The sequence below is a fragment of the Allobosea sp. GW823-FHT02B03 genome, assembly GCF_058797755.1.
Genome location: NZ_JBXAJY010000003.1, coordinates 71,897 through 96,585, shown reverse-complemented (window position 1 = coordinate 96,585; position 24,689 = coordinate 71,897). Strand labels below are relative to the sequence as shown.

Sequence of the window (24,689 nt, the reverse complement as noted above, 5' to 3'; positions counted from 1 at the left end):
TCCTACATTTGCGCAGGCAATGCTTAAGGACTCTTAACCATAGCGCTGCGACCCGTTGACAATCGGTTACCACGTCGAGCCTAGCCCGGAAACCGGCCGATTTCTTGTCCCGGCGCGTTCTCCCTTGCCAAATGCGGCAAGCTGTCTGTAATGGAGTCGGTCGCATCGTGATGGCTTCCGCCGCGCGCAACAGGGTCGCAATAACCCGTTGACGCCCGACGAAAAAGCCAACCGGTCCGGTCGCTCGAAGCGATCAGGATCGGCGCGAAGGCGGCTAGCAACAGATCGTCCGCGGACGGGCCGGCGTCAGGCAGAAATCGACGCCGGGTTCGGCATTCCGCGAGCGTGTCAACGCGGTGCGCTTCGCCTTGCGGCAGGTGCGTCGCAGGTCAAAGGTAAGATGTCGGGGCATACGACGCCGCTTCCCATTTCGGTGTTTCGTCGAGACCTTTCCGGTTGCGACGGGCTTTCTGCCCGTTCCGCCGCTCGCCTCCGCTATCCGGCCTTGGCTGATTTTTCCTCCCTGCAACATGCCGGCGCGAGCCGGCCGACGCGCGGCGCCCCTGCCCGCGGCAGCGGACTCATGTCCGCAGCCCGGCGGGTACCAAAGGCAGCTGCGCAGATGGACCTGTCCTATGGCCAACAAGATGCTGATCGACGCCACCCACCCGGAAGAGACCCGGGTCGTGGTGTCCCGCGGTTCCCGCATTGAAGAATTCGATTTCGAATCCGCCAGCCGAAAGCCGCTTCGCGGCAACATCTATCTGGCGAAGGTGACGCGGGTCGAACCGTCGCTCCAGGCTGCCTTCGTCGAGTATGGCGGCAACCGCCATGGCTTCCTCGCATTCTCCGAAATCCACCCGGACTACTACCAGATCCCGGTTGCCGATCGGCAGGCGCTGCTGGCCGAAGAGGCCCGCGCCGAGCGCGAGGAAGAGCGCGACGAGGAGAAGCGCGAGAAGCGCGGCCGCCGCGACCGTGGCCGCCGGGGCGACCGTGACGGACGCGCCAAGCGCGCCAGCAACGGCGACGAGACCGTCAGCGCCGAAGTCCAGGCAGAGAGCGGCCAGGGCGAAGTCGAGCATGTCGAGACCGACGGCAAGGAAGCCGCGATGGTCAACGAGGGCGCGCCCGCCTTCGGAGAGTACTTCGCGCCCGCCGTCGCCGAATCGAGCAGCGAGAGCGTTGCCGAGAACGCCGCGCCGCTGACCTTCGAGACCGTCAGCGAGCCCGCAGCCGAGGCCGAGGAAGCGCGTGCTCCGTCCGAGAACGGCGACGAGTCCGGCGGCGAAGACGGCAACGACGACAATGGCGGTGACGACCACCCGGACGAGGAGCCCGAGCAGCTCGGCGGCGGCGACGCCCTCGACGACATGCCCGAGCGTCCCCGCCATTCGCGTCGTCAGTACAAGATCCAGGAGGTGATCAAGCGCCGCCAGATCATCCTGGTCCAGGTCGTCAAGGAAGAGCGCGGCAACAAGGGCGCCGCCCTCACCACCTACCTCTCGCTCGCCGGCCGCTATTCCGTGCTGATGCCGAACACCGGCAAGGGCGGCGGCATCTCGCGCAAGATCACCAATGCCGAGGACCGTAAGCGCCTGAAGGAGATCGCTCAGGAGCTGGAGGTTCCGGAGGGGATGGGCATCATCCTGCGCACTGCCGGTGCCTCCCGCACCAAGCCCGAGATCAGGCGCGACTACGAATATCTGATGCGGATGTGGGAGAGCGTGCGCGAATTGACCCTCGCCTCCGTCGCCCCGGCGCTGGTCTATGAGGAGGGCAACCTCGTCAAGCGCTCGATCCGCGACCTCTACAACAAGGACATCGACGAGGTTCACGTCGCCGGCGAGGCCGCCTATCGCGAGGCCAAGGACTTCATGCGCATGCTCATGCCGAGCCATGCCAAGAGCGTGAAGCCCTATCGCGAGCAGACCCCGCTCTTCGCCGCGTTCGGCGTCGAGAGCCAGCTCGACGCGATGTTCTCGAACACCGTGACGCTGAAGTCGGGCGGCTACATCGTCATCAACCAGACCGAGGCGCTGGTCGCGATCGACATCAACTCCGGGCGCTCGACCCGCGAGCACAATATCGAGGACACCGCCCTCAAGACCAATCTCGAAGCAGCGGAGGAGATCTCCCGCCAGCTGCGCCTGCGCGACCTTGCCGGCCTCATCGTGATCGACTTCATCGACATGGAGGAGAACCGCAACAACCGCGCCGTCGAGAAGAAGCTGAAGGAGTGCCTGAAGAACGACCGGGCTCGCATCCAGGTCGGCCGCATCTCGGCCTTCGGCCTGCTCGAGATGTCGCGCCAGCGGATCCGCACCGGCGTGCTCGAGAGCTCCTCGGTGCCCTGCCCGCATTGTGCCGGCGCCGGCCTCGTCCGCTCGACGCCTTCGATCGCGCTGCAGATCCTGCGCGCGCTGGAAGAAGCGCTGATCAAGAGCGCCTCGCACAATCTCGAAGTCCGCACCCGGCCCGAGGTCGCGCTCTACGTGCTCAACCAGAAGCGCGCCCATCTGCGCGATCTGGAGGAGCGCTTCAACATCGCGATCACCGTCTCGGCCGATGCCGCCCTGCTCGGCACGCGCTATTTCGAGGTCGAGCGCGGCGAGTTCGTCGGCAATGAGAACCGGGTGATCCCGGTCAGCAGCATGCGCGCCGAGGCCATCGTCGAGGAGCCCGAGGAGGACGAGGTTCTCGATCTCGAAGCCGAGAGCGAGGAGAGCGGCGAGGCCGAGGCCGGCCCGAGTTCGGCCAATGGCGAAGGTGAGGAAGGTCGCGGCGAGGGCGAAGGCGGGCGCAAGCGCCGCCGCCGCCGCCGCCGTCGGCGTGGCGGCGAGCGCGATGGCGATGGCCAGCGCCTCGAAGGCGGCAGCGAGGAGGCCGGCGACGGCCAGGATGACGACCAGGACGCGTCGGACGAGCCGGCCGATGGCGGCGAGAGCGGCGAGCCCGTCGCGGAGATCGTCGAGGTCGTCGCGGAGGCTCCCGCCCCCGTCGTCGAGGTCGCAGCCGAGGAGGCGCCTGTCGAAGCCGAAGCCAAGCCGCGCCGCGGCCGCCGTGGCGGACGCAGCAAGAAGGCCGAGGCCGAAGCGGCGACTGCCGAGACGCCCGTGACCGAAGCCGCCGAAGCGCCCAAGGCTGAGACCACCGAAGTTGTGGCCGAAGCTGCTGCGGCCCCGGCCGAGAAGCCCAAGCGCAGCCGTGCCCGCAAGAAGGTGGTTCCGATCACCGAGGACGGCGCCGCCGTTGAGGCCGCCCCTGCGGCGGAAGCCCCGCCTGCCCCGGCAGCCGAGCCTGAAGCTCCGGCTCCGGCAGCAGCCGAACCTGTCGTCGAAGCAGCGGAACCGGCCCCTGCGCCGCGTGCCGTCGAAGAGCCGGTCGCGGTGGTGCTGACCCCGCCCGATCCGGATCGCCCGAAGCGCGGCGGCTGGTGGAACCGCCTCGCCGGACGCAAATGAGACCAGAGCCCGCTGCAATCGCAGCGGGCTTTTTTCATGGCGCAAGGGAAGCCGCGGGCCGCCGGGACGCGGGCCCGGCTTGGGCGCCGCCCGTGGTGAGACAAAACGCCGCCCGGAAAACCGCTATTGGTTCGAAATGGCCACAAAGTCGCCGAACTCGATGCCCATAGCGAACGTAATTCGAGCCAGAAAACGCGACACAGGAGGCTATAGAATATTGACGTAAGGTAATAATCAAATAAGCCGCTACAAGGAATTTCGGGTTCACTATCGACTACTCTGGATTGCGCACCGCTAGCGCAGCCGCTTCTCTGATGATCCACTCTTCGGTCACCGCAAGAGACAAGATCACCCCCCGCCTACGTCACGACTCCGCTTATCGGTGACGACGCGCGAGAGCGCACTGCCTACCCGGTCCAGCCGCGACGAATGACCTGCGATCCATCGCAGGCTCGCGGCGCTCCTGAGTGTCAGTCGGCAAGTACGCAGAATGGCCGTGCCGCTAGGCGCGCGGTCGCTCGTCTCATCGCGGTTGGTGAAGCGCCAGTGCGCCCCGCCGCAAGCCCTCCAAGCAGACCAGGCCAAGAAAGCCGCTGACCCTGCCGCCGATCCCTCGGTGCCGCAAAGGCTCGGCCTGTCCCCGATTCCGGAGTTCCCCATGAAGCGCCTCGCCCCGGCGGCGTCGCTTGCGCTCGCGGCTTTTGTCGCGCTGCCCGCGAAGACCGCCCCGGCCACGCTGCCAGCCTCCCCCGCGATGCCGCTCGGCATCAACCGCGACCTGCTTCCCGTCCCCGGCAAGCCGATACACCTGATCGGCATCGATGCCGGCGAGGCCGGCCTTTTCGGAAAGCCCGATCTCACGACTGCGCTGACGAGCGCGAGCCTTTCCTTCGATGCGCTCCAGGGCGAAGAGCACCGGAGCCCGCTGCATGACATTCTCCCGCAGCCGCGGGGCGACCAACAAACCGAATCCGATCCGCCGGAGCCCTTGTCGCCCCCGCCGACAGCGCCGCCGACCGGCGACGGCGCCACGCCGGTGGTGGCTCAAGCCCCAGCACAGGGCTCGGCAACGCCGATGAGCGAGCGCACCGCCCATGCTGCCGCGTCACTGACGCCAACGGGTACAAAAGAGCAGGAGCCGCAACTGCTCTATGCCGGGCTGATCAAGTCCGAGGACATGGCGCGCGAGCAGCGTTGCCTGGCCGAGGCGGTCTATTTCGAGGCGCGCTCGGAACCGGAGGAAGGACGCGCCGCCGTCGCCCAAGTCGTGCTCAACCGGGTGAAGAGCGGGGTCTACCCGACCTCCGTCTGCGGCGTTGTCTACCAAAACCGACACCGCAAGCTCGCCTGCCAGTTCACCTTCGCCTGCGAGGGCAAATCGCTGCGCATAAAAGAGCCCGAGTCCTGGGAGATAGCCAAGCGCATCGCGCAGGAGGTCTACGAGGGCAAGATCTATCTGACCGAGGTCGCCGCCTCGACCCATTACCACGCCGATTACGTGTCGCCCCGTTGGGCGAAGAAGCTCAGGAAGATGGATGTGATCGGCCGGCACATCTTCTACAGCCTGGAGCCCAGCAGGGTCGCGCAGGCTCGGTAACGCATTGCCTGGCAGAAACCGGCTGCCGGCCTTGACCTGACGGCGCCGGAATGCGGAACTGGCTGCGGTCTCCCTCAGCATGCGGAGCCGTCATGCCGCCGCCGCGCAGTCCCGAACGCCTCATCCTCTCGGCCCTGTGCGGGGCCGGCCTGCTAGGTCTCGCCTGGTTGGCCTTGCAGGCGATCGGCTGGTTCGGGGTCGGCCTGCTCGGCCTCTTCGTGCTGTTCGTCGCGGTACGCTTCGAGCTCGAGGGCAATCTGCCGATCGGCCCGCAGATGACGCCCGATCTCTACGCGAGCCAGTTCCGCAAGCATGGGCGCGAGCACGCCAGCGACCGGGCCGAGCAGCGCACGGCCTTCAGCCGCCAGCTTTCGGCAGCGCGTCTTGCCGCCGGCTTCGGCGTGCTGCTGACGGTGATCGGCTTCGGCTTCTTCTTCATGCTCGAGCTCGGCCGCTGATCCGGCCGGGCCTTACTCCGCCGCCGGTGCGAGCGGCGATGGCGGCGCCACCGCGGTGATAGCAGCCGCCCCCGCGGCCCCCTTGCCACCGCCCTCGCGCACCGTCACTGCGGTCGAGGCGAATGGCACCTCCGCCTCGATCAGCCCGCGATAGACCCGCTTCAGCGCCTCGCGCTGCAGCATCGAGGCCTGGGTCGGCTTGGAGGTGAATTTCAGCCGGATCACGATCGCCGCATCGGTGATGTCGGCGACGCCCTGCATCTTGAGCTGGGCGATGAAGTGCGGGCCGAATTCGGGGTCCTCCAGCAGAGCGAGACCGACCTTCTTGATCGTCTTGCGCGCCTTCTCGATATCGGCCGAATGGTCGAGCCGGACGTTGAATTTCACCGTCGCCCAGTCGCGGCTGGCATTGGTCAGCGATTGCACCTGCCCGAATGGCACGGTGTGGATCTGCCCGCTCTGGTGGCGCAGCTGCATCGAGCGCAGCGAAATCTTCTCGACCGTGCCCTTGAGGCGGCCAGTATCGACATATTCGCCGACGCGGAAAGCATCCTCCAGCATGAAGAAGAAGCCAGAGACGATATCGCGCACCAGCGCCTGCGAGCCGAAGGAGATGGCGAGGCCGAGAATGCCGAAGCCGGCCAGTAGCGGTCCGATATCGACACCCAGCCGCGACAGCAGCACCAGGATGGTCAGGCCGATCACGGCCGTCAGCACAACGCCACGCAAGACCGGCATCACCGTCGCGAGCCGCGACGGGATATTGTCTTCCGGCATCACGTCCTCGTCCACGGGACCGGTGGATCGTGGACGCGGCGCATAGGCGTCGAAGAAGCCGCGCAGGAAGACCATCACGACCCAGCCTGCGAAAGCCAGCACGGCGATGCTGGCGATCTGGCGGGAGATCTGACCGAACTGACCGGAGCTCATGCCGAAGAGCAGGCCGGCCCAGATGCGCGCCACCAGATAGAAGCCACCGGCCCACATCACGCCGCCGGCGGCCGCGCGCACGGCATGGCCGAGCGCTTGCGCCAGCGGCGTCGGCTTGGCAATGGCGGCGCGCCGCGCCTGACGGCAGGTCAGCAGGCTGTTCACTCCGACAGAAAGGATCGGCGCCAGCACGACGATGATCTGCGTCAGCTCCGCCGCCTCGGACCAGCGGCCGCCATTCGGCATCATCGCCGCCGCACGCCCGACCATCCAGAGCACGACCGCGATCGCGACATAGATCCAGGGCATCGCCTGCGCCAGGAACCTGCGACCGGGGCCGGGCTCCGCGCTGCCGCTGAGGACGAGCGCGGTCAGGTCGTAGCGGGCGTCGACGAACCACCAGATCTTGTAGGCGGCGAGCACGAAGCCGCTGAGCGTCACCAGCCCGGCGACCGCCTCCGGCCCACCGGAAACGCGATGCGCCAGCAGGGCGGCGACGATGAAGACCGGCACGAGCACGGCATAGGTACAGAGCAGCCGGAAATGCCGCTCGGCCCGCGGCAGCGGCATCAGGCGGCGTTCGGGCTGGCCCGGGGCGAGCAGGAAGCGGCCGGTCGCGACATAGGTCGCGCCAACGGCCGTACCGTTGGTGATCCCGTGCAGGGCGTGTGCCGCGAGATCGTCCGAGGGCAGCCAGTAGCTGCCGGCGAGCCGCGCCACGACGAGGCCCAGCGCGATCGTCAGCAGGTCCTGCAGCAGGCCGAAGCCGGAAGCGATCAGCCTTGCGGTGAAATACTCGGCGCGCGGCCTCATCCTTGCGGCGAACCACCGCGCCGTGGCGAAGCGGAACAGCAGGGCGATGCCGAGAGCCAGGGCCAGAGAGGCGAAGAGGCGCGTCGTCGGTGACGCATTCTGGTTCAGCGACCAGCTCCGCAGCCAGTCGTCCGGCAGGAAGCGAACGCTCGGAATGGCGGCACGGCCATAGTCGAGGCCAGAGACGAAGTAATCGACCAGAGCTTCGGCCTGGGTGTCTGCCGTCTCCACCGCCGATGGCGCGGGCGGCGGCTTCGGTGCGGTAGCCGCTTTCCCCGCCGGGGCGGCCGGGGCCGCGGCAGGCGCTGGCGAATCGGCCGGCACCCCGCCGATCCGGACCTCGACCCGGCGTCCGCCCGCTGAAAGCGCATCGACGAGCTTGCGGACCGTCTCCGGCGTCTCGTCGCCGCGCAGCGTCAAGAGCAGCGGTTCTCCCGGCGCAGCATTGGTCTGCGCCGCCGCCGGCCCAGCGAAAGCCAGGGCTATCGTCGCCAGCAGGAGCCAGCGCATTGCGGCCAATCCCGGACCAATCCACTTCCGACGCATTCCGTCCCCCTGCTCGTGAGTTCAGATTGCTGCCGCTCGGCCCGGATTGGCAAGCAAGATCAACGCGCCTTGAGCCAGCGCCCGAGCCTTGCCACGGCATCCTCGCATTCCGCCAGCGACCCGGCGAAGGAAAGCCGCACGGTGCGCGCCCCCCGCCCCTCGTCGAAATCCAGCCCGGGCGTGATCGCGACCCCGGCCTGTTCGAGAGCGTCGCGACAGAAGCTCATGGAATCGTTCGAGTACTTTCCGATGTCGAGATAGATGTAGAAGGCGCCGTCGACCGGCAGGAAGTCGCCAAGCCCAATTTCCGGCAGCGCCTTGAGCAGATAGGCGCGATTGGCGGCATAGCCTTCCTTGATCGCCTCGCACTCGGCTGTCGCGTCGAAAGCCGCCTCGCCCGCCACCTGGCTCAGCATCGGCACCGAGATTGAGAGATTCTGCTGCAGCCGCTCGATCGTCCTGACCAGCCGCTCCGGCACCACCAGCCAGCCGACGCGCCAGCCGGTCATGCAGTAGTACTTCGAGAAGGAGTTGACGACGATCGCGTCCTGATCGGCGGAAAGCGCCGTCGTCGCCGGCTGGTCGTAGGTCAGGCCGTGATAGATCTCGTCCGAAATGTACCAGAGGCCGAGCCGCCGGCATTCGGCCGCGACGGCAGCGATCGCCTCCGGCGTCATCACCACGCCGGTCGGATTGGCCGGGCTCATCGTCAGCACGCCGGCGAGCGGCGCCTCGGCATGCGCCTTGGCGATCAGCTCGGGCGTCAGCGCGTAGCGCGTCTCCGGCCCGACCGGGATCGCGACCGGCTCCAGCCCGAGCGCCACCAGTATGTTGCGATAGGCCGGATAGCCCGGCGCCGTGATCGCGATGCGTGCACCCGGCTCGAAACAGGCGAGAAAGGACAGGATGAAGCCGCCCGACGAGCCCGTGGTGACGATCACCCGCTCGGCCGGCACCTCGACGCCATAGGCCTCGCGATAATGCCGGGCGATGCGGGCACGGAGCGAGCCGATACCGAGCGCCTGCGTATAGCCGATGCGCCCGTCGTCGAGCGCCCGCGCCGTCGCGGCGCGGATGCTTGCCGGCGTCGGCGCCGAAGGCTGGCCGACCTCCATATGGACCACCGAGCCGCCCCGCCGTTCGATCGCCTCGGCGGCATTCATCACGTCCATGACGATGAAGGGAGCGACGGCCTCCGCCCGCGCGGCGGGTTTCGGCGCCGGCGGCGTGCCGGTTGCGGCAATGGTCATGCGTAGCCTCGACGAGATTGGCGTTGCGCCGAGCCATGCCCCGCCGGCGCGCGGATCGCAAGCCGCTCAGCCCGCAACCCCACCCGGTCGCGAGGGCGACACTGACGCGTTCTCGCCCGAGCGCAACTCGCTGTGCCGGACGATCGCGGCGCTCATGCTGACATGATAGCGCCGGCTCAGCCCTGTCGCGTCCAGCGCCCGCACGGCCGGCGTGTCGGGGATCAGGAAGGCGGCGGCATAGCGCCGGGCCTGATATTCCATCGACCGCAGCTTCGGCGAGAAGCGCTCCGCTGGGCTGCCCGCAGGGCTGCGATTGAACGTGCCTTCGTGGCCGAGCAAAGCATGGCCGACGGCGTGCGCCACCGCCATCAGTGCCCTGCCCTCGCCGCGATCCGCGCCCTCGAACACGGTGTCCGTGATCAGCAGGCGCTTGGCCTGTGAATCCCATTGCGCCTCGGCCTCGCCGAGGCCGTCATCGCCGACGCGCTCATAGGTGAAGTTCGGATAGCGTGCCTTCAGCCTGGCCATCAACTTGGCAAAGTCGATGGCCCGATCGTCGCGAAAGCCGAGTCCGCGCCGATGCGCCAGGGCGCGCGCGTCGATCTGCTCGTCGGTCAGGAAGGCGTGACGCATGGGCGAGCCTCCGAAGGCAAGCCCATCATACCGCTCGTGCCGCTGCGGCTCAATGAACCGCGCGGAACGCCTCAGCTCGCCAGGATCGCCTCGACGATTTCCTGCACGTCGAGCGCTTCCTGGAGCGTCGCGAGCTGGTGTGGCTCGCCGCGGGTCAGCCTGGCGACGCCTTCGAGCTGGCGCTTCAGCGCGACCGGCCGCGCTTCGAGCTGCGACAGCGCATCGGGCGCACGCTGCCAGGAACCGTCCGGCAGGCGCCGCTCGGCCAGCGACCAGTCGCAGAGCCGCACCGCTCCCTTGTCGCCTTCAAGCATCCAGATGTTGTGGTCGTCCTTGGCGGTCGTGCCGACGCCGCCCGTAAGAGTCAAAGGAAGCTCGCCGGCCAGGAGCTTCGCCGCGATTGCGCGCTCCGAACGGCCCGCCTCAGGGAAGCTCGCGCTCGCTTCGAGCCCGTGCAGCGGCCCGATCAGGCGCCGGCTCAGGAACAGGAAATGCGAGACAACCTCGCGGGTGAAGCCGCCCTGCTCCCGCCGGTCGAGCCAGCCGGCCGCATCCGCCTGCCAAGGCCGCGGCCAGCGCGCGAAAGCGACCTCGATCGAGACCTTGCGGAGTGTGCCGAGCTCGCCCTTCGCGATCCAGTCGGCGAGGGTCGCTACCGCCGGCGAAGAGGCGAAGGGGAAGTTCACCGCCCCGCGCCCGCCGGCCTCGGCGACGAAGGCGCGGGCATCGGCGAGGTCGACCGCGAGCGGCTTCTCGCAGAACACGCTGCGGCCGGCACCAAGTGCAGCCCGGGCGTGGCCGAGATGCGAGGCCGGCGGCGAGGCGACATAGACGCAGTCGCTGGCCGCGAGCACCGCTGCTGCATCGCGGAGGGCGGTCACCTGCGGCAGCTCTCCGCCGATTCTTGCCATAGCCTCGGCCGAAGGGTCCCAGATGCCCGCGACACGGACGAGATCGGGCGACTGGTCGAGCACGGCGCGCAGCATGCGCTCGCCCATGATGCCGGCGCCGATGATGCCGATGGAAACGGGTGCAGGCATGGGAAGCGGCCTCTTTGCTAAAGGAGCGCACCGCATAGCAGGTGTCGCCGCGGCGAGACAGGTGGATCCGTGCACGACCGCCTGCCCTCAGGCCCGGCGGCGGGTCTCCATGGAGAGCGTCTCGACCTTGGTGGTCGCGCTGAACTCGACGCGGTTCCGGCCCAGCGCCTTGCTGGCATAGAGCGCCGCATCGGCGCGCCGGTAGAGTTCGGGCATCAGCTCGCGGCCGTCGAACGCCGTCGCGCCGATGCTGATGGTGATGTGATCGGCGGTCGGCGAGGCCGCGTGTTCGATCCGTAGCTCTTCTATTGCGGCGACCAGCTTTTCGAGCCGTGCCAAACCTTTGTCCGGAGCGACATCGTAGAGCAGCAGGCCGAACTCCTCGCCACCGAGCCGCCCGGCCAGGTCCATCGGCCGGCGTCCGGCCGTGGCGATCGTGCCGGCGATCAGACGCAGCGCCTCGTCGCCGGCCTGGTGGCCGTAATAGTCGTTGTAGCGCTTGAAATGATCGACATCGAGGATGGCGAAGACGATCGGAACGCCGTCGCGGCGCGCCTGCTGCAAGGCGGAGGCAACGTTGTCCTCGAACCCACGGCGATTGGCGATTCCGGTCAGCGGGTCCGACATCGCATGATCGTGCAGCATCCGCCGCAGCAGGAACTGGTCACGCTGGGCGCGCTCGCGCAGCCAGGCGCCGACGCCGCCGACGAAGACCGCGAAGAACAGCAGGATCGAGAGCCGGATGTGCTCGGTGAGATGGGCGGGCTCGCGCAGCATGACGAAGCCGAGCGCCGCGGTGAACAGCGCGACGAACAGCGCGACTGCGGAGCTTTGCAGGAAGGTCAGCCCGACCGGCAGGAAGACGGCGGCGATGATGACCAACTGGGCGATATCCGCCTGTGGCAGCCCGCGCAGCTTGAACATGTTGGCGATGAAGGTGCTGGTCGCGCCGATCAGGGCGAGCACCAGCATCGAGAGCCGGTGATAGGCGCTGGGCAGGTGCTGCGTCGCCAGCATGCTGATCTGGATCAGGAGGACGCCCAGCGTCACCAGCCGCAGCGTGATCGCGAGCGGCACGTCCCGGTCGCCGGCGAGCATCGCGGCCCAGCCATCGAGCCGCGTCAGATCGAGCCCGATGAAGATCAGCCAGATGCCGAGCGCCGTGATCAGGCAGACCAGGGTGCTGGTGCGCTGGTCGGCCCGCATGTGCAGGCGGTACTCGTGCTCCAGCTTGGGCTCGAAATGCAGGCCGTCGATGCGCCACCGTGAAGCAGCGCGCTGCGGCGGCGCCTCGGCGGGCACCTCCCGTCCGGGCGCGAAACTGTTTCGGGGGCTCTGCACGTGCGCGATCCTGGCCACGACAAGCTAATGGGAGTTTGACGCGGCTCAACGGAAGCGGATGCGCCCGTGCAGTTTCAGCCGGGAAGGTTTCGGGCCGCTTGCGCAATTGCCGCGCATTCGAGCGATCTCGCGAGAGGCATCGCGCGCCGCTTGACCCTCCATCAGATGGAGACGCTACGAACCTGCCCATGACAGACCAACGCTACACGATCGGCGAGCTTTCCGGCCTCAGCGGCGTGCCGGTGCGGCGCATCCGCTTCTACTCCGACAAGGGCCTGCTGCCGCCGGCCAGCCGGACCATGGCGAACTACCGCGTCTATTCGGATGCGGATGCGGCGCGGCTCGCGCTGATCCAGGCACTGCGTGCCATGGGAGCCAGCCTCGCGGCGATCCGCGGCATCCTCGCCCGCAAGACCTCGCTCGCCGAACTGCTGGCGCTACGGCTGTCGGCGCTCGAAGCCGAGATCGCCGGAAAGCGGCGCATCGCCGCGACCTTGCGCGCCGCACTGCGCCACCCTGAGCCCACCCCGGACGACATCAGGAGATTATGGACCATGACCAGCCTGTCCAATGCCGACATGCGCAGCCTGACCGAGCGCTTCTTCGAGGAAGTCACCGGTGACAGGATCAGCCCCGAGTGGAAGCGCGAGGCCCTCGCGGCCGGCACTCCGGAGCTGCCCGAGGATCCCACGCCGGAGCAGATCGACGCCTTCGCCGAACTCAGGGCGATGCTGACGGACCCTGCCCTCGTCGCCAGCGCCAAGGCGGATTCCACGACGATGTGGACCGCGGATTTCGATCCGGCCGCCTATCACGCCGCAGCAGAGCGGATATTCGCCGCCATTCGCCTGGCCATGGCGAAGGGCGAGACTCCGGACTCGCAGAGCGGCCTGGCTATCGCCCGCGACTGGCTGGACGCCTCGGCGAAGGCGATGAAACGCGCGCCGGACGCGAGCTTTCGCGACTGGCATCTCGACCAGTATCGCCGCCATCACGACCGATCGCTGCGCTATCAGCAGTTGCTCGCCATCCTGCGCGGCGAAGACGCGCCCGGGCGCGAATGGTGGTGGATCAACGAGGCGCTGGCGGCGCTCGCGCTTTAGGAGCACGGGCGGCCGGCCCCGCAGGCGCTTCCGTCGCGTCGCCGCGCTGGCTATCACTGCGCCCGATTCCGTCTCCGGGAACGAGGTGCCGCTATGGATATCTTCGACAGGCTGAAAGTCGCAGCCGCAGCAGACTGGGCGGCTTATGTCGAGCATGACTTCCTGCGGCAGATGGGCGACGGCTCGCTGCCGCAGGCGGCCTTTCGCACCTATCTCGCCCAGGACTATCTCTTCCTGATCCAGTTCGCCCGCGCCTATGCGCTCGCGACCTATAAGAGCCGCACGCTCGCCGACATGCGGGCGGCCAAAGCCGGTCTCTCGGCGATCCTCGATCTCGAAATGGACCTGCACATCCGCCTCTGCGGTCGCTGGGGTCTGTCGCCGGCCGACCTCGAAGCGGCGCCCGAGCACCAGGCGACGGTCGCCTACACCCGCTATGTGCTCGATTGCGGCCAGTCCGGCGACCTGCTCGACCTGCATGTCGCGCTGGCGCCCTGCGTCATCGGCTATGCCGAGATCGGAGCCCGTCTCGCCGCAGAAATCGGCCCGGCGCTCGAAAGCCACCCTTATCGCGAATGGATCGGCGAATATGCTGGCGAAGCCTTCCAGAACGTCGCCCGCGATGCCCGCCGCCATCTCGACGAACTCGCCGCCCGTGCCATGACCGAACGGCGCTTCGCCGACCTCGCCGCCTTGTTCGGCAAGGCCTCGCGGCTCGAAGCCGATTTCTGGCAGATGGGGCTGGACGGAGCGAAGTAGCTCCTCATTCGCGCCAAGTGCTGTCCCGCTCGGACCTCGTCCAAGCGAACGGCGACCAGAAGCCCCGAGAACGAGCTACTTCTGAAAGTGGATCACCATTTTCAGGTGCCGGTACTCGTCCACAATCAGCGTTTCATGGGCGAAGTCGGATTGGCTTCCATCCGGTTTCAGGATGGCGCCGATCCCCCGAGCATACTCCTCCGTGCTCGTCTGCTCGAACCAGCGGCGAAAATCCGCGGACAGCCTTTTGAGCTCATCGATCAGGCCAAGCATGGCCGGATCGTCGGGAGCAGCCGCCAAATCGTAGCGAAACTGCGCCAGCAATCTCGGCGCCTCCTCACGCCAGTGCGGAAGGCGCCGGCGGAACTCCGGATCGGCGAAAGCCAGGCGCATGATGTTGCGCTCGGCTTGCCCGCGGCCGGCGAAGCCGAACAGCTCGTCGGCGGCCGCGTTCCAGGCCACGACGTCCCAACGCAGATTGGCGACATAAGCAGGCCGGACGAGCTCATCCAGCAAGGTCTGGATCAGCGGGCTGACGGATGGCCATTGATAGGCTTCGGCCGGCGGCGGTCGCCTGTGCGCCAAGAGAAAGAGATGGCCGCACTCGGCATCGTCCAGCTTCAGTACCTTCGCCACCTTGAGCAGAAAGCTCTCCGACACCTGGATGTCGCGCCCCTGCTCAAACCATGTGTACCAGGTGAGGCCGACGCCCGCGAGCGCGGCCACCTCCTCCCGCCGCAGGCCGGGCGTGCGGCGCGGGCCGGACAAGGGCAGCCCCGCAGCGACCGGCGAGAGCTTTTTCCTGCGACCTGTCAGGAAGTTGGAAAGATCTGTTCGCGTGCGCGCTAAGGTGCGATCGGACAAGGCTATTGCCTTTAGTAACAGGATAAATTGCAATCTTGTAACAGGATAAATCTGCCTCGAAAGTCGACCCGCAACAAGGAGGCAGCATGACTTCGCGGGACAATTTCAATCTTCCACTTTCAAAGGCAACGGCCGAAGAGGCCGCTTCGTCAGCGACGACGGCAGGCCCGCGCGCATGGTTCGGGCTGGCCCTGCTGGCATTGCCGACGATCCTGCTCGGCCTGGATCTGACGTTGCTTCATCTGGCCCTGCCGGCACTCGCGGCCGATCTGCAACCGAGCAGCACGCAGGCGCTCTGGATCATGGATGCCTATGGCTTCATGATCGCGGGCTTCCTGATCACCATGGGCACGCTCGGCGACCGGATCGGACGCCGCAAGCTCCTGATGATGGGTGCGGCAGCCTTTGCTGTCGCCTCGGTGCTCGCCGCATTCTCCACGAGCGCGGTCATGCTGATCGCGGCCCGGGCCCTGCTCGGCATGGCCGCCGCGACCCTGATGCCCTCGACGCTCGCCCTGATCACCAACATGTTCGTAGACCCGCGGCAGCGCGCTCTCGGGTTCGGAATCTGGGCAACCATGTTCGCGCTCGGCATGGCGCTGGGGCCGGTCGTCGGCGGCATTGTGCTGGAGCGCTTCTGGTGGGGAGCGGCGTTTCTCGTCGCCGTACCGGTGATCGGCCTGCTGCTCCTGCTCGCGCCGATGCTGCTCCCGGAATACCGCGCCCCCCAAGGCCGGCAGGCTCGACCTTGCGAGCGTCGGCCTTTCGCTCGCGGCCATGCTGCCCATGGTCTACGGCATCAAACAGATCGCCAAGGATGGGATCGGACTTCATCCCTTCGGTGCTATCGCGATGGGGCTTGTCTTCGCCGCGTTGTTCGTGCGCCGGCAGCGACGCCTCGCCGATCCGCTGCTCGATGTTTCCCTGTTCGCCGACAGGGCCTTCAGCGTCGCGCTGATCGTGCTCCTCTTCGGCCTCGTCGCGGTCGGCGGCACGATGCTGCTGGTCACGCAGTATCTGCAGCTCGTGGCCGGTTTCTCGCCGCGCGTCGCCGGTCTCTGGATGGGGCCGCCGGCGCTCGCCATGGTCGCCGCCGGCGTCACGGCCCCGTTGATCGCCCGGCATGTTCGCCCAGGCTTCGTCGTGGCCGGAGCGCTGGGCCTGTCGGTCATCGGCTATCTGATGCTGGCGCATCTGGATGGCGGCACGTCTGACGCTACGATCGTCGTCGCCGGCTTCTCGCTGGCCTATCTCGGACTCGGCACGATCGCGGCGCTGGGGACCGACCTCGTTGTCGGCTCTGCTCCCGTTGACAAGGCCGGCTCTGCATCGGCAATGTCGGAGACCGTGCAGGACCTCGGCGTATCGCTCGGGATCGCCGTGCTCGGCAGCCTCGCCACCGCGGTCTACCGCCGCACGATGCTCGACCGCATACCGGAGGGGCTCGGCCACGAAACGCGTGAGGCCGTCGCCGACAGCTTATGGGCAGCCACCGCAGTTGCACCGCCACTGCCCGCCGGCCTGCTGGAGGAAGCGCAAGCCGCATTCACCGCCGGCTTCAGCGCCGCCGCCATGTTCAGCGCGGCGAGCGTCACCGCCCTCGCCTTGCTCGCGGCGGTTTCGCTGCGGCATGTCGGCGTTATCGATGCAGGCGAGCCGCGCCAGTGACCGCGAGCACCGCTCCTCGTGGCGGGCTCTGGGAAGCGAGACCTCGCTCTTGGCTCTTGCCACCGCGGTCATTGTTCCGCGACCGGGGCCTGCTGACCGAGCGGACTACTATACTGCCGCAAAGCACCTGGGATAGGATCGAGTGCCTTCGCTGACCGGCAATGTTGGTTGGGAGAGACGGCCTTGCGTTTCGTGCCCTCCGGCTCGGCCGAAACTGCTGTCCGCATGACACGGCGCGAGGTCATCGCGCTCGGTGGCGGCGTGCTGGCATCGTGGACTTTGCCGTCCCACGCACAGTCGCTGCCGGTGATCGGATATCTCGGTTCTGAAACACCGGACCGTTACGCCAGCCGCCTCGCGGCCTTCCGTGCCGGGCTGGCCGAGGCCGGCTATGCGGAAGGACGCAATGTCGACGTCGAGTATCGCTGGGCGGAGGGCCAGTACCGCCGGCTGCCGGAGCTGGCCAGGGAACTGGCCGATCGCCAGGTGAGCGTCATTGTTGCGCCAGGCGGCGCCGAAGTCGCGCTCGCGGCGAAATCCGCGACATCGACCATTCCAGTGGTTTTCGAGATGGGAGGCGACCCCATTGCCCTGGGCGTCGTGGACAGCCTCTCCCGGCCGGCCGGCAATCTCACGGGCGTCTCCAGCCTGAGCGTCGAGGTCTCGCGCAAGCGGCTGGAGTTCATGGGCGAGCTGCGCCCGGGCATCAAGCTGTTCGCCGCCGCCATCAACCCCGCCAGCCCCACGGCGAATTCGCAGTTGCGAAACCTCCTGATGGCCGCAACCAGCCTCGGCCTCGAACTGCGCATTCTCGAAGCCAGCACCGAACCGGAGTTCGGCGCCATGTTCGCCGCCGCGGCACAGATGCGCGCAGGAGGCCTGATCTTCAGCTCCGACCCTTATTTCGCCTATCGCAGTCCGCAACTGGCCGTGCTCGCCATCGCCCATGCCATGCCTGCGATCACGCAATCCCGCGACTTCCCGATCGCCGGCGGCCTGATGAGCTATGGCGGCGATTTCGAGCAGTCGCACCGGCATACCGGCATCTATGCCGGCCGCATCATCAAGGGCGCCAAGCCTTCCGAGCTTCCGGTCCAGCGCGTCACGAAAGTCGAGATGTGCATCAACCTCAAGGCCGCGAAGGCGCTCGACCTGTCCTTCCCGCCCTCGCTTCTGAGCAGTGCCGACCTCGTGATCGAATGAGCCTCGCCTGATCGAATGACCTGGCCGGCGCGCCGACCGATGAGCCAAGACCGTGTCCGAACCCTTCGCCGCTCCGCGGGCATCGCTGTTCCGCAGGTACTTCCTCGCCCTGTTCGCGGGGGTCGTCGTGCCGCTTCTGATCGCGAGCGGCAGCGAGGCCTGGTTCGGCTATGCCGACCGACGCGCCGCCCTGAACGATCTGCTCGATGCCGAAGCGCGGACGGCCGCGGTGAAGATCCAGGACTTCATGGAAGGAATCCGCGACCAGCTCAGATGGACAGTTCAGTTGCCGTGGTCGGAGCGAGCCGACGAGAAGCGCAGGCTCGATGCCCTGCTTCTGCTGCGTCAGGTCCCCGCCGTCCTCAGCCTCGGTCTTGTCGATGCCGCCGGGAAGGAACGCCTGTTCGTATCGCGGATCGGCCTCAACAAGGTCGAGGGAGGCGACGATCAATCCGCCAACCCGGCCGTGCAAGGGGCGCGCGAGGAGCGGGCCTGGTTCGGGCCGGTCACGTTTCAGCGCGGCTCGGAACCCTTCATGACCGTTGCCGTCGCCGGCAACCGCCCGGCGGCCGGCGTCGCCATCGCGGAGGTCAACCTCAAATTCATCTGGGATGTGGTGTCCGCGATACGGGTCGGGCGCACCGGAGAAGCTTTCGTGCTCGATCAGCAGGACCGCCTGATCGCCCATCCCGACATCAGCCTGGTGCTGCGCGCCGATGACGCCGCGACACTGCCGCTGCGGTCTCTAAGGGCCGCCATTCTCTCGCGTCCCGGCGAGGCGATCGCCGGCCGCGACATGTCCGGAAGCACCGTGCTGGCAGCGATGGCACCGGTCTCCACCGTCGGCTGGAGCGTCATCGTCACGCAGCCCGTCGACGAGGCGTTTGGCCCGATCTACGCGGCTCTCTGGCGCACGCTGGGCCTGCTCATCGCCGGCGCGGCGCTGGCCGCAGGGCTCGCCTACTGGCTGACGCAGCGCATGACTCGGCCGATCCTGCTGCTCGAAGACGGAGTCGCCAGAATCGGCGCGGGCCAGTTCGACCACCGCATCGAGATCACCACGGGCGACGAACTGGAGCGCCTTGCGGGCCGCTTCAACGAGATGGCGGGCGAGCTCGCGGTTTCGCAGGAACGCTCGGAACGGATCGGCCGGCTCAAGCGCTTTCTCGCGCCGCAGGTTGCCGAACTGGTCGACCGCAGCGGCGACGATCACGTCCTCGACGGGCGCCGCGTCGAAGCGGTGGTGGTGTTCTGCGACCTGCGAGGGTTCACCGCCTTCTCGGCGCGCACCGAGCCCGAGACCGTCATTCATCTGCTCGGCGAGTATTACGACGCACTCGAAAGAGTGGTCAGCGCGCATGGCGCGACGCTGACGAACTTCTCCGGGGATGGTGCGATGATTCTCGTCAACGCGCCCGTGCCCTGCCCCGACCCGGCCTTGCGTGCCATCGAGATGGCCCGTGACATGCAGTCGAATGTGCAGAAGCTCCTGGCCGAACGGCAGGAACTCGACCACGGGCTCGGTTTCGGGGTCGGCCTCGCCATGGGGCCGGCTACCGTCGGCCGGATCGGCTCCGAAGGGCGCCTCGACTACACTGCGATCGGCACCGTCGTGAATCTCGCATCACGGCTGTGCTCCGATGCCGGCGACAGCGAGATCCTCGTCGACAGCGTCGCAGCAGGCGCGGTCGGCTCGCGCCTGCCGCTCGTCGAGCTCGGCGCTCGCGCCTTGAAGGGATTCGACCAGCCGGTAACCGTGTTCGCCTGCACGAGCTCCCCTCGGAGTAGAGGCTGACGCAGGCAGGCGCGAACTGCCCAGTCAGGACGCTTCGGTCCTGGCGAGCCGTCTCAGACCATCGAGATCGTGGATCGTCAGCCGCCCGCGTCCGAGGGAGAGAACGCCGTCGCGCTTCCAGCTCTGAAGCTGACGATTGACCGTTTCCCGCGTCACCCCGGCGAGCGCTGCCAATTCGTCCTGCGAGGCATGGACCTCGGCGCCATAATCGGTGGCGAGCAGCAGAATCCGGCGAGCAAGCCGCGTCCCGGCCGGCAGGAAGGTCGTTTCCTCCATCCGTTCGATGAGGTCTCGCAGCCGTGCGCACAGAAGCTCGATCACCTGCAGCGCGATCGAGGGCTCGCTGTTGAGCAAGCTGAGGAAGTCGCGCCTCGGCAGGAAGAACATCTCGGTGTCCTCGATCGCCACGGCATCGGCCGTTCGCGAGCGACCGTCGAGCAGCGCGATTTCTCCGAAGACGTCGCCGCCGCCGAGAACGTTCATCGTCATCTGCTGGCCAAGATCATCCGTCGTGCCGATGCGGACCAGTCCGCGCCGGATGGCGTAGAGACCGTCGCTCGCGTCGCCCTTGAGGAACAGGACCGCGCGCGCAGCGAGATGATGCGGCCTGCAGATCCCCGCGATGCGTTCGAGCGTCCCCGGGACCAGCCCCGAGAAGAACGGGTTTGCCGACAGCAGGCTCGCAATGCGTTGGCGCGCCTCGTTCATCCCGCGACCTCGACGACCGGTTACCGAGCAGGCTGACGCTTATGTGATCCCGCGCACAGAACGCGGAGCGGGAAAGTCCGAGAACCCTCTGCGATCAGCCGGCGCGGGTTGCCCCGCGGTCAGGGAGAAGTCGATCCAGGAGGGGAGCAATTATCGTGCGCAGACCGAGAAATCATCATCAAACACCCCTGAAAATAGCAGATCTGGAGCCCTTGCGCGATATCGCGCAGACTGCTCGGCAAGGTGAATGCCCCTTTCTGGGGCGGCTTGCGCACCGAGCGCGGGACCTGCGTCTCAGGCTGTCTCGGCTCTGGACCGAGCGGCGAGCGGCCTCCCGCACGGAGCTCCTCGACGACCACACTTTGAGCGATATCGGGATACCGCGCATCGAGAACCTCTACTGGGACTCGAAATAACGCGAACACGGCTCTGTTTTATCTAAATATCCCATATCGACAGCCACCTTCGCATCAAGGCCGGTTCGGCCGCTCGCCGGTGACCGGCCCGATGGCTTCGGCGCTGACGCGCGTCCGCATAGAGATGGACCGCGCTCGGCTCTCATGTCAGCATCGAGCGACGCTTGATCTTGCACTGGCCGTCGACCGGCACGCTTCCCGGTCCGGATGTGAGAGCCTCGTAGCGAAGATGCAACGCCATCTGACCGCCATCCTATCGGCCGATGTGGTCGGTTACATGCGCCTCAGCGAGGCGGCGGAGGAAGCGACTCATCATCGCCTGATGAGCCTGCGCACGAGCCTCATCGACCCTTGCGTGCAGGAGCATGGCGGACGGATCTTCAAGAACTCGGGCGACGGCTTCCTCGCGACCTTCGACAGCGCGCCCGCCTCGACCCGTTGCGCGCTTTGCCTGCAGCGCGCGCTGGCTGTCGCGACTGCCGATCAACCCGTCGCGCTTCGCATCGCGTTTCGGATGGGCATCCATCTCGCCGACATCATCCTGGAGAACGACGACATCTTCGGCGACGGCGTCAATGTCGCGGCTCGGCTGCAATCCTATGCCGAGCCGGGCGGCGTGATCATATCGGAGGCGGTGTTCGAGCAGGCCGACGACGAGTCGAAATCGCTCTCCTCCGACATGGGCGAGATCTACCTGCGCAATCACAGGCGGCCGGTGCGTGTTTTCGCCCTGCGCTGCGAACCGGGCTCGGGACCGGCCGGAAGGATCGGCGAGAACCTTGCCGGCGTCGATGCGCGTGCGTCCATCGCCGTCCTGCCGTTCCGCATGAACGGGGCAAGATCCAGCAAGACCTTCGTCGCCGACGGCGTCGTCGACTCGATCATCCAGTCGCTCTCGGGCCTCAAGGAGCTGTTCGTCATCTCGCGGGGCTCGACCCTCGAATATGGACGGCGGCGGATCGATCCGGTGGCGATCGGCCGCAAGCTCGGCGTTCGCTACGTCATGGACGGCACCGTCGCCCTGTCCGACGACCGGGTGCGGATCAGCACCGAGCTGATCGCCAACGAGAATGGCGCCATCGTCAGCGCCGATCACTATGACGGCAAGGTGGGCGAGCTGTTCGAACTGCAGGACCGCATCTCGCTGAAGCTGGTCAGGACCATCGCACCCCATGTCCGCGAGCGCGAGCTGCGGCGGGCTCTGTGCCAACGCCCCCAGAACCTGACCGCGTACGACCTCCTGCTCCAGGCGGTCGACTTGCTCTACAAGATGGACCCCGACAGCTTCGCCCGGGCACGGGGACTGCTGCAGCAGGCCATGGCGCTGGATCCGTCCTATGCGCCGCCCTTCACCTATGCTGCGCTCTGGCATGTCTTTCGTGTCGGCGAACTTGGTTCTCCCGATCCGGACGGCGATGCGAAGGTCGCTGTCGAGCGGGCGCTCGCCGCCATCGAGCGCGACGGCAATGACGCGCTCGCGCTCGCGATCTATGGCCACGTCCAGTCCTTCCTGCTGCGCGATACCGACACGGCGCAGCGCTTCCTGGACCGGGCGATCGAGGCAGGCCCCAGCGTGGCGATGGCCTGGACAATGAGCAGCGCGACGCGTGGCTTCGTCGGCAACGGGCCCGTGGCGGTCCAGCATGGCGAGAACGGGCAGCGCCTGGCTCCTGCAGATCCCTACCGCTTCTGGCATGAGGGCATTCTCGCCCAGGCGCACTACATCAACGGCGACTTCGATCAGGCCGTCGGCTGGGCGCGCAGCGCAGCCGCCCACAACCCCTCAATTCGCTTTACATTACGGACGCTTGCCGCCAGTTTGGCCGCAGCGAGACGAATGGCGGAGGCTGCGAGCGCGGCCGACCGCCTGATGCTGATCCAGCCTGATTTCCGCCTCTCTTCCTACGCGCCGCGCTGCCCGTTCGTGCCAGTCGTGCTGGAGCAATGGATCGAACATCTGCGGGAGGCCGGACTGCCTGACTGAGCCGAGGCCTGAAGACTGTGCCGTTGCAGCAACCATGCGGGGCAAGCGATGACCGGCAATACGGGGAACACGGGCAACACCGGCAATACGGGCAATGCCGGCATCAGCGGCGACATGGGAGGCGGCTGGTTCGTCCCCGACAGGGCTGACTTTCCCTTCATCACGGAAACCTACCCGGCCACCGGCAGCGGAACGGGACGCATCGCCAACCTTCGCCGGGCCGTTCACATCCGCGACGAGACCACAGGGCCGAGAAGGCTGGTCAAGTTCCGGAGCGCCAACGCCGACGATGCTCCATCCGTCGCCTTCGACGACATCAACTGGGGCGCGCGTTGGTATGCATTTGGCGTCCTCATCCCCTTCGCCGGGCAATGGGATCCCGATGCGATCAACGACGCCCTCGCCGACATCCTGCTTGCCTTGAACGGTTATGTTGACCCGAACGCGCCCGTACCGGTCACGAAGCAGGCGCTCGAGATCGACCTGCTCTGCGCGATGGCGCGCGACGAGCGGGCATCGGCGCTGGGCGAAATCCTGAGCCAGGACGTCGAGTTCATCACGACATTCATGGAATTCCTGTCGATGACGCCCGGCTCGCATCCACGCACCTATCGCGTGCTGCATATCGCCAGCCTCGTCGCCTCGTTCGCCGCGCTGCATTTCAAGCACGAATTCAACCGGCCGCGGCCCTCGTGGCAGTGCCCGGCCTTGCTGCCGCCGGTGCCGGTCCCGGGGCACTCCGCTTACCCGAGCGGGCATGCGACGCAGGCCCATCTGATCGCGCTGTGCATGCGGCATGTGCTGGGACTGGTCGACCCTCCGCTGCCCCAGCGCGACACTGACGCCTTGAACGAGGGATTGAATGCGCTGGCGCACCGCGTCGCGCGCAATCGCGAGATCGCCGGCCTGCACTATCCGAGCGATTCTGCCGCCGGAAAACTGCTGGCGAATGCGGTCTTCGGTACCCTCACCGCCCCCGATCCGCAGAACCCGAACGATTATGCGCTCAAACCGTTCGGGCGTGCCGTGCTCGCCGCGGCCAGGCTGGAATGGACCCCCGACAGGGCCTATCCGTGATGCCCGCCCCGGAGCCCACGGATGGCGGCCACGCCGTCACGCCACCGCAGAGCCGGTTTCGGAGCTTGGGCATGCCGCCCGACGGCTTCAACCCATCGACGGAGCCCGACAGCCAGCTGACCCGTTACGGCCTGCCGACGGTGGACGCCATGGCGTCGAACCCCAAGGCGGCGGCGTTCAGGCGCGCATTCCTGCAACCGCTCGCCGATGGTCGTCCCTTGCGCTTCGTGCCGGCGCTGCCGACGTCCAGCATCGCGATGGACCTCTTCGTGATCGAGCGGACGGCCCCCACGACCCAGCCGGCGCAAAGGAGCGTCAACTGGTCCGGCGGCTACCTTGCGGCGCGCGGTGGCCACCGCTTCGTCTCGGTGATGGCCGACTGGGTGGTACCAAGGGTATCGGTTCCCCCGAATCCCCGCGCCACTGAGTACCACAGCTCGACCTGGATCGGGCTCGATGGCCAGAAGTCCTATCTCGACTCCTCGCTGCCACAGATCGGCACGAAACAGCGTTGCGGAGAAGGCCTGCAAGGAGCGCGCGAATACTATGCCTGGTTCCAGTGGTGGGCGCGCGGTCAGGTGACCGAAGAGCAGCCGCTCGGCCTGCCCGTGAACCATGGCGACACCATCAGCGCCATCATCAGCGTGTTCGACGAGACCTCGGTCATCTGCAATCTGAGGAACGTCACCCAGAACGTCATGCTGGAGGCCTTCAGAGCCTGGGCGCCGCCACCCTGCCGGATCAGCGGCGCCACCGCCGAATGGATCATGGAGCGGCCAAGCCCGCCGGCCTCGGATGGCTGGGAGGCGTACGCCATGCCCGTCTACTCACCCTTCGCATTCACCAGCTGCATCGCCGAATCCAGTCCCCTCGACGGCACCACCCTGCATGATCGCGACCTGGAAGGCGCACGCTTGATCCGCATGTATGAGGTGATCGCGAACCCGCCCGGCACGCGCACGATCTCGACCGCGCGCCGCGTCCTCCTGCCGGAGCAGAGGCTGGAACTGGCCTATGTCGCGCCCTAGAGCGTTTTCCGC

Annotated in this window: 18 protein-coding genes and 1 pseudogene; 12 read left to right on the top strand and 7 right to left on the bottom strand. The window is 67.3% G+C overall.

The genetic code is table 11. The features are described 5' to 3' along the window. Positions 1–635: 635 nt before the first annotated feature. The 3 genes from AC1REK_RS10130 to AC1REK_RS10120 all read left to right on the top strand — a co-directional run bounded on the left by AC1REK_RS10130 (position 636) and on the right by AC1REK_RS10120 (position 5,519). Complete coding sequence (locus tag AC1REK_RS10130) at positions 636–3,464, top strand: Rne/Rng family ribonuclease (RefSeq protein ID WP_492268142.1); 2,829 nt, start codon at positions 636–638, stop codon at positions 3,462–3,464. A gap of 658 nt (positions 3,465–4,122) precedes the next feature. Then, complete coding sequence (locus AC1REK_RS10125) at positions 4,123–5,061, top strand: cell wall hydrolase (protein WP_492268143.1); 939 nt, start codon at positions 4,123–4,125, stop codon at positions 5,059–5,061. Between the two features lie 92 nt (positions 5,062–5,153). After that, positions 5,154–5,519 (top strand): hypothetical protein, encoded by a 366-nt coding sequence (locus tag AC1REK_RS10120; protein ID WP_316019006.1) that lies wholly within the window; start codon positions 5,154–5,156, stop codon positions 5,517–5,519. Positions 5,520–5,531: 12 nt separating this feature from the next. Here the strand turns inward: AC1REK_RS10120 and AC1REK_RS10115 are convergent, their stop codons facing one another. The 5 genes from AC1REK_RS10115 to AC1REK_RS10095 all read right to left on the bottom strand — a co-directional run bounded on the left by AC1REK_RS10115 (position 5,532) and on the right by AC1REK_RS10095 (position 12,072). Continuing rightward, positions 5,532–7,772 (bottom strand): mechanosensitive ion channel family protein, encoded by a 2,241-nt coding sequence (locus AC1REK_RS10115; protein WP_492268144.1) that lies wholly within the window; start codon positions 7,770–7,772, stop codon positions 5,532–5,534. 95 nt (positions 7,773–7,867) lie between these two features. Continuing rightward, positions 7,868–9,058, bottom strand: a complete 1,191-nt coding sequence (locus AC1REK_RS10110) for a pyridoxal phosphate-dependent aminotransferase (protein ID WP_492268145.1) — start codon at positions 9,056–9,058, stop codon at positions 7,868–7,870. 66 nt (positions 9,059–9,124) lie between these two features. Continuing rightward, positions 9,125–9,691, bottom strand: a complete 567-nt coding sequence (locus AC1REK_RS10105) for an ImmA/IrrE family metallo-endopeptidase (RefSeq protein WP_492268146.1) — start codon at positions 9,689–9,691, stop codon at positions 9,125–9,127. A 71-nt stretch (positions 9,692–9,762) separates the two neighbouring features. Next, the gene (locus tag AC1REK_RS10100) at positions 9,763–10,731 is read right to left on the bottom strand and encodes a Gfo/Idh/MocA family protein (RefSeq protein WP_492268147.1); all 969 of its coding nucleotides are present in this window, start codon (positions 10,729–10,731) and stop codon (positions 9,763–9,765) included. 87 nt (positions 10,732–10,818) lie between these two features. Beyond that, entirely contained in the window at positions 10,819–12,072 is a 1,254-nt protein-coding gene (locus AC1REK_RS10095) for a GGDEF domain-containing protein (protein WP_492268148.1), read from the bottom strand. Positions 12,073–12,260: 188 nt separating this feature from the next. Between AC1REK_RS10095 and AC1REK_RS10090 the strand changes: the two genes are divergently transcribed. Next, entirely contained in the window at positions 12,261–13,175 is a 915-nt protein-coding gene (locus AC1REK_RS10090; protein WP_492268149.1) for a MerR family transcriptional regulator, read from the top strand. A 93-nt stretch (positions 13,176–13,268) separates the two neighbouring features. Further along, the gene (gene tenA / locus AC1REK_RS10085) at positions 13,269–13,934 is read left to right on the top strand and encodes a thiaminase II (RefSeq protein WP_492268150.1); all 666 of its coding nucleotides are present in this window, start codon (positions 13,269–13,271) and stop codon (positions 13,932–13,934) included. A 75-nt stretch (positions 13,935–14,009) separates the two neighbouring features. On the opposite strand, the gene AC1REK_RS10080 is transcribed toward tenA, so the two are convergent. Further along, positions 14,010–14,798: a helix-turn-helix transcriptional regulator gene (locus tag AC1REK_RS10080; protein WP_492268151.1), complete on the bottom strand. Its 789-nt coding sequence runs from the start codon at positions 14,796–14,798 to the stop codon at positions 14,010–14,012. Positions 14,799–14,884: 86 nt separating this feature from the next. Between AC1REK_RS10080 and AC1REK_RS10075 the strand changes: the two are divergent. From AC1REK_RS10075 to AC1REK_RS10060, 4 genes and pseudogenes are all read left to right on the top strand, one after another. Then, positions 14,885–15,484 (top strand): annotated as a pseudogene (locus AC1REK_RS10075) (MFS transporter); the annotation flags it as partial. A 91-nt stretch (positions 15,485–15,575) separates the two neighbouring features. Then, positions 15,576–16,466, top strand: a complete 891-nt coding sequence (locus AC1REK_RS10070) for an MFS transporter (protein WP_492268152.1) — start codon at positions 15,576–15,578, stop codon at positions 16,464–16,466. A 225-nt stretch (positions 16,467–16,691) separates the two neighbouring features. Continuing rightward, a complete protein-coding gene (locus AC1REK_RS10065) occupies positions 16,692–17,669 on the top strand; it encodes an ABC transporter substrate-binding protein (protein WP_492268213.1) in 978 nt (325 codons plus the stop codon). Positions 17,670–17,721: 52 nt separating this feature from the next. Then, positions 17,722–19,464 carry a cache domain-containing protein gene (locus AC1REK_RS10060; RefSeq protein WP_492268153.1) on the top strand — a complete coding sequence of 581 codons (1,743 nt, stop codon included), beginning with the start codon at positions 17,722–17,724 and terminating at the stop codon, positions 19,462–19,464. 24 nt (positions 19,465–19,488) lie between these two features. Here the strand turns inward: AC1REK_RS10060 and AC1REK_RS10055 are convergent, their stop codons facing one another. Then, entirely contained in the window at positions 19,489–20,172 is a 684-nt protein-coding gene (locus AC1REK_RS10055; RefSeq protein WP_492268154.1) for a Crp/Fnr family transcriptional regulator, read from the bottom strand. A 645-nt stretch (positions 20,173–20,817) separates the two neighbouring features. Between AC1REK_RS10055 and AC1REK_RS10050 the strand changes: the two genes are divergently transcribed. The 3 genes from AC1REK_RS10050 to AC1REK_RS10040 all read left to right on the top strand — a co-directional run bounded on the left by AC1REK_RS10050 (position 20,818) and on the right by AC1REK_RS10040 (position 24,677). Then, positions 20,818–22,572, top strand: a complete 1,755-nt coding sequence (locus AC1REK_RS10050; RefSeq protein WP_492268155.1) for an adenylate/guanylate cyclase domain-containing protein — start codon at positions 20,818–20,820, stop codon at positions 22,570–22,572. A 48-nt stretch (positions 22,573–22,620) separates the two neighbouring features. Further along, on the top strand, positions 22,621–23,649 hold the full coding sequence (locus AC1REK_RS10045) for a phosphatase PAP2 family protein (RefSeq protein ID WP_492268156.1): 1,029 nt from the start codon (positions 22,621–22,623) through the stop codon (positions 23,647–23,649). Between the two features lie 71 nt (positions 23,650–23,720). Beyond that, entirely contained in the window at positions 23,721–24,677 is a 957-nt protein-coding gene (locus AC1REK_RS10040; RefSeq protein WP_492268157.1) for a G1 family glutamic endopeptidase, read from the top strand. The last annotated feature ends 12 nt before the right edge of the window (positions 24,678–24,689 follow it).